Source organism: Halomonas sp., from assembly GCF_052095765.1.
Lineage (GTDB): Bacteria > Pseudomonadota > Gammaproteobacteria > Pseudomonadales > Halomonadaceae > Halomonas.
The window spans coordinates 1-8,815 of the sequence record NZ_JBQDJZ010000103.1 but is presented as its reverse complement, the minus strand read 5'-3'; the positions used below and the strand labels follow the sequence as shown (position 1 = coordinate 8,815).

At 57.9% G+C, this 8,815-nt stretch carries 6 protein-coding genes and 1 pseudogene; all 7 read right to left on the bottom strand.

The features are described 5' to 3' along the window. On the bottom strand, positions 1 to 271 hold a 271-nt coding region (locus ACTH3D_RS11580; RefSeq protein ID WP_441667274.1), incomplete at its 3' end, for a SixA phosphatase family protein. Further along, a complete protein-coding gene (locus ACTH3D_RS11575; RefSeq protein WP_441667273.1) occupies positions 258 to 1,346 on the bottom strand; it encodes an NAD(P)H-dependent glycerol-3-phosphate dehydrogenase in 1,089 nt (362 codons plus the stop codon). The genes ACTH3D_RS11580 and ACTH3D_RS11575, both read right to left, overlap by 14 nt. 123 nt (positions 1,347 to 1,469) lie before the next feature. Continuing rightward, positions 1,470 to 2,912 (bottom strand): NAD(P)(+) transhydrogenase (Re/Si-specific) subunit beta, encoded by a 1,443-nt coding sequence (locus ACTH3D_RS11570; RefSeq protein ID WP_441667272.1) that lies wholly within the window; start codon positions 2,910 to 2,912, stop codon positions 1,470 to 1,472. 17 nt (positions 2,913 to 2,929) lie between these two features. Beyond that, positions 2,930 to 4,501: a Re/Si-specific NAD(P)(+) transhydrogenase subunit alpha gene (locus ACTH3D_RS11565; protein ID WP_441667271.1), complete on the bottom strand. Its 1,572-nt coding sequence runs from the start codon at positions 4,499 to 4,501 to the stop codon at positions 2,930 to 2,932. Positions 4,502 to 4,742: 241 nt separating this feature from the next. Continuing rightward, positions 4,743 to 6,278 carry a catalase gene (locus tag ACTH3D_RS11560; RefSeq protein WP_441667270.1) on the bottom strand — a complete coding sequence of 512 codons (1,536 nt, stop codon included), beginning with the start codon at positions 6,276 to 6,278 and terminating at the stop codon, positions 4,743 to 4,745. Positions 6,279 to 6,567: 289 nt separating this feature from the next. Then, on the bottom strand, positions 6,568 to 8,472 hold the full coding sequence (gene htpG, locus ACTH3D_RS11555; RefSeq protein ID WP_441667269.1) for a molecular chaperone HtpG: 1,905 nt from the start codon (positions 8,470 to 8,472) through the stop codon (positions 6,568 to 6,570). 159 nt (positions 8,473 to 8,631) lie between these two features. Beyond that, positions 8,632 to 8,815: pseudogene (locus ACTH3D_RS11550) on the bottom strand (PaaI family thioesterase); the annotation flags it as partial.

Genomic DNA, 8,815 nt, shown 5'->3' with positions numbered 1-8,815 from the left:
GTCCAAGCGTTTCGATCTCCACACCAATTCCGGCATGTTCCAGGGCGTCAGCCACCAGCGCAGCGCTGTGCTGGGCGCGCCGGTAGGGGCTTGCCAAGAGCCGCGGGCTTACCGGTGTAGCAACGGTTGATGCACCCAACTGCGTCGTCAGCCAGGCACCCATCCGACTCACCTCTTGCTGACCGCGCTGGGTCAGCTCACGCTTATGATCCACCGCCCCCGAACCGGCTTCGCCGTGGCGCATGATCAGCAGTCGCTCAGTCAGACCCATGGATTTCATCCTCGCCTGCACCCCGTGTGTCGCGGTGCGACTGCAGGACATCTTCACGGGAAAGCACAAACTCCACGTCGCTGCTGTGATCGCCCTGCATTAACAGACGCGCCATTTCCTGAGCCGGAACGCCGCCAAACAGCACTTGGAAGAGCCCTTCAGCCAGCGGCATGTAAACGCCGTCCTGATGGGCCTTGTCGCGCACCAAACGTACCGTGTTGACGCCTTCCGCGACCTGGCCCAGCGCCTCTACCGCTTCATCCAGCGTCTTGCCCTGTCCCAGCGAAAAACCTACCCGATAATTACGCGACAGGTTCGACGAGCAGGTCACGATCAGATCCCCCACCCCTGCCAGGCCCAGAAACGTCATCGGATTAGCACCCTGGGCAACGGCAAAACGGCTCATTTCGGCTAGCGCCCGAGTCATCAGCATGCTGCGGGTGTTTTCGCCGGTACCCAGCGCAGCCGCCATGCCGGCTGCAATGGCGTAGATATTTTTCAACGCGCCGCCCAGCTCTACTCCGTAGCGATCATTGCTGGCATAGACGCGAAAATAGCTGCATGACAGCGCCTGCTGCACCCGAGTACGAGTCAGCGAATCAGCGCTAGCAATCACCGTGGCGGTGAGCTGCTTGTCAGCGACTTCCGATGCCAGGTTGGGGCCGGACAGCACACCGACACGGATGGAACCAGTTTCTTCTTCAAGCACCTGGCTCATCAACCGGAAGCCATCCTGCTCAATGCCCTTGGTGGTGCTGACCAGAATCTGCCCGCTGTCAAGAAAGGGCCGTGCCTGGCGCACGACCTGACGAAACGCCTTTGAAGGAATGGATACCAGTACCAGTTCGGCACCGCTGACCACCTCAGCAATATCCGTCGACGCCGTAACAGCTGGGTTAATGGCGTAATCCGGCAAATAACGCCCATTACGATGTTCACGGTTGATCTGCTTAGCCAGGGCGCCATCACGCATCCACTGGCGCACCTCAAAGCCATTATCGGCGGCCATGCTGGCAAGGGCTGTTCCAAAGCTGCCCCCACCGAGCACAGCGACCCGCATCGGTATGTTTGCCATTGGCGGCTCCAAATATAAATGCACCTTGATGAGTCAGGCTGCAAGTGTAACGAAAAGAGCCCGAACCGGCATGCGGTTCGGGCTCTTGCAGTGGCTGTTACAGCCAGTACAGGAATCAGGAAATCAGTCGAGCTGTGGCAGCAGCGACTCCACGCTTTCCCTGGCATCGCCATAGAACATCCGCGTGTTCTCCTTGTAGAACAGCGGGTTCTCGATGCCGGAATAACCAGTTCCCTGGCCACGCTTACTGACAAACACCTGCTTGGCCTCCCATACCTTGAGCACTGGCATACCGGCGATGGGGCTGTTGGGATCTTCCTGGGCAGACGGGTTAACGATGTCGTTGGAGCCAATGACAATCACCACATCCGTCGAGGCGAAGTCATCGTTGATCTCGTCCATTTCCAGCACGATATCGTAGGGCACCCGGGCTTCTGCCAGCAGCACGTTCATGTGTCCAGGCAGACGCCCTGCCACCGGGTGAATCCCGAAACGTACTTCCTTGCCGGCGTCACGCAGCTTGCGAACCAGATCACTCACCGCGTTCTGCGCCTGGGCCACCGCCATGCCGTAGCCCGGTACGATGATCACGCTGTCAGCATCGTTAAGCGCACTCGCCACGCCAGCGGAATCGATGGCAACCTGTTCACCTTCAATCTCGGCTGCCGGCCCGGTGCTACCGCCAAACCCGCCCAGAATCACGTTGATGAACTTGCGGTTCATCGCCTTACACATGATGTAGGACAGGATCGCGCCCGAAGAACCGACCAGGGCACCAGTCACGATCAGCAGGTCACTGGAGAGCGTGAAACCGATGGCCGCCGCAGCCCAGCCTGAGTAGCTGTTGAGCATTGATACCACCACCGGCATATCCGCACCGCCGATACCCATGATCAGGTGCCAGCCGATGAAGAACGCCAGCAGCGCCAGCAGCAATAAGGTCCAGACACCGGCACCGTTGAGATACAGGATCGCCAGCAGCAGTGAAACCACAGCCGCACCGGCGTTGAGCATATGGCCGCCAGGGAACTGCTTGGGCTTGCCGTCAATCTTGCCGGCCAGCTTGCCAAAAGCAATCACCGAACCGGTGAAGGTCACCGCACCGATGAAGACACCCAGCACTACTTCAACCTGCAGAAAGGTCAGCTCGGCCGGGGTCTTGGTGGCCACCATGGCAGCAAAGGCCGAGAACTCCTCGCCCACACCGCCCAGCATCTGGCTCGCCAGTACACGACGACGCTCCAGATCAGCATTAAAGCCCACAAATACCGCAGCCAGACCCACAAAGGAGTGCAGCGCTGCAACCAGTTGCGGCATCTGGGTCATTTCGACCCGCTTGGCGATGTAGGCGCCAATCACGCCACCGATGACAATCAACGGAATCATCCAGCCGAAGCCGCCGACGCCCGGACCCAGCGCGGTAAACACCACGGCGATGGCCATACCAATGATGCCATACCAGACCGCGCGCTTGGCTTTCTCCTGGTTGCTCAGCCCCCCCAGAGAGAGGATAAACAAGACACTGCCAGCTATCGCTGCAGCAGTGACAAACTGTTGTCCTAACATTGACTATTCTCCACCGCTCAGGATTTCTGGAACATGGCAAGCATGCGACGTGTTACCAGGAAGCCACCGACGATATTGATCGAAGCAATCAGTACCGAGATGCCTGCCAGGAAGGCGACCAGCCCACTACCCGAGCCAAGCTGCAGGATCGCACCCAGAATGATGATACTGGAGATCGCGTTGGTCACCGCCATGAGCGGTGTGTGCAGGGAGTGACTGACATTCCAGATCACCTGATAGCCAACGAAGCAGGCCAGCACAAAAACGATGAAGTGCTGCATGAAGGATGGCGGCGCCACCATACCCAGCAACAGCATCAGGGCACCGCCCACCGCCAACATGGTCACCTGGCTTTTGGTCTGCTTCCTGAACTCCGCCTTCTCGATGGCCAGCTTTTCTTCGCGGGTCAGCTCCTTTTCTTTGGGCTTGGGCTTAGCCGCTGCAATGGCCTTCACCTTGGGCGGCGGCGGCGGGAAAGTAATCTCGCCCTGGTGGGTCACCGTGGAGCCACGAATGACATCGTCTTCCATGTTGTGCACGATCTGACCGTCTTTCTCGGGCGTCAGGTCGGTGAGCATGTGACGAACGTTGTTGCCGTAAAGCAGCGAGGCCTGGGTAGCCATACGCGACGGAAAGTCGGTGAAACCAGCCACGATCACGCCATTGTCGGTCACGATACGCTTGTCCGGCACAGTGAGATCACAGTTGCCGCCACGTTCAGCAGCCAGATCGATGACCACCGAGCCCGGCTTCATGGCGGCGACCATGTCTTCCAGCCACAGCTTGGGCGCCGGGCGTCCGGGAATCAGCGCCGTGGTAATGACAATATCGACATCAGGCGCCTGCTCACGGAACAGCGCCAGCTGCTTCTCACGAAACTCGGGGCTTGAGGGGGCCGCATAGCCGCCACTTTCCGCGCCGTCTTGGCTGTCCTCGAAGTCGAGGAACAGGAACTCGGCACCCATGGACTCGATCTGCTCAGCCACTTCTGGGCGCACGTCAAAAGCGCGCACCACCGCACCCAGGCTGGTGGCAGTACCAATAGCGGCAAGACCAGCAACGCCAGCACCGACCACCAGCACCTTGGCCGGCGGCACCTTGCCAGCCGCCGTCACCTGACCGGTAAAGAAGCGGCCAAACTGGTTGCCCGCCTCGATCACCGCACGATAACCAACGATATTCGCGGTAGACGACAGGGCATCCATTTTCTGGGCGCGCGAGATACGCGGCACCATGTCCATGGCAACGACAGTGGCGCCGGCGCTCTTACAGCGTTCCAGCATCTCTTCGTTCTGAGCTGGCCAGAAGAAAGAGATCAGCGTCTGGTCCTTGCGCAGATAGCCCGCCTCGGTCTCGTCGGGCTCGCGTACTTTGACCACGATATCCACCGCCTGCCATAGCGCCTCGGCGCCTTCGACAAGAGTGACACCAGCTTCGCGGTAAGCCTCATCGGTAAAGCCAGCCGCCTCGCCGGCACCGGCCTGCAGGTAGCACTCATGGCCAAGTTTCTGTATCTGGAGCGCGCTGTCTGGTGTAAGCGCGACGCGCGCTTCACCGGCAGCTATCTCTCTGGGTGCACCAATTTTCACCTTGGACTCCCCCTTTGTGTATGGATCGTGAACGATAAACGCAGCTGCATAGAATTACCTTACCCGGGGATAATGCACAAGCCGGATAACTGATGGAAGCCTCAATGCAACCACACAACCCGGCGTGGAAACCCACCTCAACACCTTGCCAAAACCGGGTAAGTCTCTGCAGTTATCTGCGATCACATAGCAAGCTGGCCCGACTGACATTATCACTATCAGCCGGGGGGTCAGCCCTTGATCAGACAGGCAAGGCCACCAGAGGGCTTCCATACATAGGGTCATGCTTCTGGGAGGCCAGGGCCTCGTCATAATCAAGCCCCAGGGCTTTGGCCACACCGGCACCATAGGCTGGGTCAGCGGCATTACAGTTGCGGATGTGGCGGTATTTGATAAACCGAGCCGCATCGCCCATGGCCCGAGCCGTGTTATCAAACAGAACCTGCTGCTGCTCAGGCGACATCAGGTTGAACAGTTTACCGGGCTGCTCAAAATAATTGCTGTCGTCTTCATGAAAGCTCCAGTGCTTGGCTTCGCCTGTTAGATTCAGAGGTGGCTCAGAAAACTCGGGTTGAGCCTGCCACTGCTGATGGCTGTTGGGCTCGTAGTGCGGCAAGCCACCATAGTTGCCGTCGGCCCGGCCCATACCATCACGCTGATTGCTGAACACAGGGCAGCGCGCCTGATTCACCGGCACCTGGTAATGATTGACGCCCACCCGGTAGCGCTGCGCATCGGCATAGTTGAAAAGACGGGCTTGCAGCATGCGATCAGGACTGACGCCGATACCAGGCACCAGATTAGCCGGTGAAAATGCCGCCTGCTCAACATCTTCGTGATAGTTTTCCGGATTACGGTTCAGCTCAAACTCACCCACCTCAATCAACGGATAATCACCCTGGTACCAGACTTTGGTCAGATCAAACGGGTTGTCGTGCATTTGATCCGCTTCCATCTCGGGCATGATCTGCACGAACATCCTCCACTTGGGGTGATCGCCACGCTCAATCGCTTCATAGAGGTCGCGCTGATGACTTTCGCGATCGGCGCTAACCGTATCGGCCGCTTCAGCATCGGTCAGGTTTTCAATCCCTTGCTGCGTCCTGAAGTGAAACTTGGTCCAAAACCGCTCACCTTGATCGTTCCAGAAGCTGTAGGCATGTGAACTGAAGCCGTGCATATGACGGTAACTGCGAGGAATGCCACGGTCACTCATAGTAATGGTGACCTGATGAAGCGCCTCGGGCAGCAGCGTCCAGTAGTCCCAGTTGTTATCGGCACTGCGCATGTTGGTACGCGGATCGCGCTTGACGGCCTTGTTCAGGTCAGGAAACTGGCGCGGGTCACGCAAAAAGAAAACTGGGGTGTTGTTACCCACCATGTCCCAGTTACCTTCTTCGGTATAAAACTTGAGCGCAAAACCACGGATATCGCGCTCAGCATCGGCGGCACCGCGCTCACCGGCTACTGTACTGAAGCGGGCGAACATCTCAGTTTGCTTACCAACTTCGCCAAAGATGTTGGCGCGTGTGTACTTCGTAATGTCATTGGTAACGGTAAAAGTACCAAAGGCACCCGACCCCTTGGCGTGCATGCGTCGCTCGGGAATGACTTCGCGCACGAAGTTGGCCAATTTTTCATTGAGCCAGTTATCTTGGGCAAGCAACGGTCCGCGCGGCCCAACTGTCAAACTATCCCGGTTGGTAGGCACCGGTGCACCGGCATTGGTGGTGAGGTGCGTGACTGGACACTGTGGCTTTTTACCTGAATCGCTCATTGTCTTTCTCCAGTTATTATCAGAGTCATGGTGTTATCCTATCGCCGGTCTTACGATCAGTCATGCCAATCAAAGCCATCAGCTCGATAGAAATTAACTATAAGCGAGCTGACCAACATCTTGCCGCCAGCTTTGCGTGACCCTGCATTTAATGCAACCCGCTTCCCAAGCGTTTACCTCAAGAACGGTGCAGCAGCATTGCGTTGAAAACGCCCACAATACCTGGTGTAAAACGCCGAACCCCGCCGGATGGCGGGGTTCGGGGAGTATCAGCCAGAGCTGGTGTGTATCAGGCACTCAACAGTGCGTTAAGACGTCGCACATAGGCTGCCGGATCATCAAGATGGCCACCTTCAGCAATGATCGCCTGGTCAAGCAGGATGCGCGCCAGGTCAACAAAACCTTCGCCTTCGGTTGCCTCAAGGCGCGCCACCAGCGCATGCTCGGGGTTGAGCTCAAGGATCGGCTTGACCTCGGGCAGCGGCTGGCCTGCCGCCTCCATGATGCGACGCATCTGGAAGCCCATCTCGTGCTCGGGCAGCACCACACAAGCCGGCGAATCGGTGAGCCGGTGAGTCACCTTGACCTCCTGCACCTCGTCAGCCAGCGCGTCCTTGACCCGATTGACCAGTTCTTCCTTGGCCTTGGCGGTTTCTTCCTGGGCTTTTTTCTCTTCCTCATTCTCTACGTCGCCGAGGTCAAGATCGCCCTTGGCCACATCAGCAAACTTCTTGCCATCGAACTCCGTGAGATGACTCATCAGCCATTCATCGATGCGGTCAGACAGCAACAGCACCTCGATGCCTTTCTTACGGAAGATTTCCAGGTGCGGGCTGGACTTAGCTGCATTGAAGCTGTCGGCCACGATGTAATAGATGGTCTGCTGACCTTCCTTCATGCGTGACACATAGTCAGCCAGCGATTGGTCCTGTGTGGCGCTGTCAGTATGGGTGGTGGAGAAACGTAACAGCTCGGCGACCCTGTCGCGGTTGGAATGATCCTCACCCGGCCCTTCCTTGAGCACACTGCCGAACGTATTCCAGAAGGTCTGGTAAGCCTCAGTATCCTTGGCCAGTTTCTTGAGCATATCCAGTGAACGCTTGGCCAGCGCGCTCTTGATCCGCTCGACCTTGGGATCCTGCTGCAGCAACTCACGTGATACGTTGAGCGACAGGTCGCGGGTGTCGAGCACACCCTTGATGAAGCGCAGGTACAGTGGCAGGAACTGCTCGGCGTCATCCATGATGAACACACGCTGCACATACAGCTTGACACCACGCGCACCGTCGCGCTCGTACAGGTCAAAGGGTGCACGCCCCGGCACATACAGCAGGCTGGTGTATTCGAGCTTGCCCTCGACCTTGTTATGGCTCCAGGTCAGCGGATCAGAAAAGTCATGAGCAATGTGCTTGTAGAAAGCCTGATACTCGTCATCGCTGACGTCAGTCTTGGGCCGCACCCAGAGTGCCATGGCCTCGTTGACGGTTTCCCAGGTGGTCACCTCGCTGCCTTCGACCTCATTGCCCTCGTCATCCTTGGCCGTTTCAATCCTGGGCATACGCACCGGCACTTCGATGTGGTCGGAATACTTGCGCACCAGACTCTGCAGACGGTAGTCGTCAGCAAACTCCTTGGCGTCTTCTTTCAGATGCAGCACGATCTCGGTGCCATGCAACGGACGCTCGATATCCGCCACGCTGAATTCGCCTTCACCACGTGAACGCCATTCCACTCCTTCGCCGTAGCCTGTGCCGGCCTTGCGGGTGCGCACAGTCACTTCATCAGCAACGATGAAGCCGGAATAAAAGCCAACACCAAACTGCCCGATCAGCCGGGCATCTTTCTGCTGCTCGCCGGACATCTGCTTAAGAAACTCGGCGGTGCCACTGCGGGCGATGGTACCCAGGTTAGCAATCACTTCATCACGGCTCATGCCGATACCGTTGTCACGTACGGTAACGGTGCCGGCCTCCTGATCATGCTCGATCTCGATGCGCAGCTCGCTATCCCCCTCATAAAGCGCGTCGTTGTCTAGCGCAGCGTAACGCAGCTTGTCGCAGGCATCTGCGGCATTGGAAATCAGCTCACGCAGGAAAATCTCCCGGTTGGAATACAGGGAGTGGATCATCAGGTGCAGCAACTGCTTGACCTCGGTCTGAAAACCGAGTGTTTCTTCGCGAGTGGCGGTGGTCATCGTTTCTGGGCCCTCTGTCTGTTAACCATTAGTTGTTAAACCATGGGAGTTCGCTATTCGGATAGGTGGCATATTGGCAGATCGCCACCAGATGACGGATAACAGCAACGTGGGGGCTCTGTGAGATTTTTCAAGCCGCCACTGATGTCCGCCTTATGGTTAGCGTGATCCAGCCTGGGTGTCACAGCGACTGTTGCTACCCAGCACAAAGTGCAGCCGCGCAGTAGCTACTGGCGCTGCCGGATCCCCCTGCCAAGCGCTGACCCGCACATTGGCCAGACGCCTCCCCTCACGCAACACCTCACAGCGTGCAAAGGTCGACACGGCGCGGGCAGTACGCAGG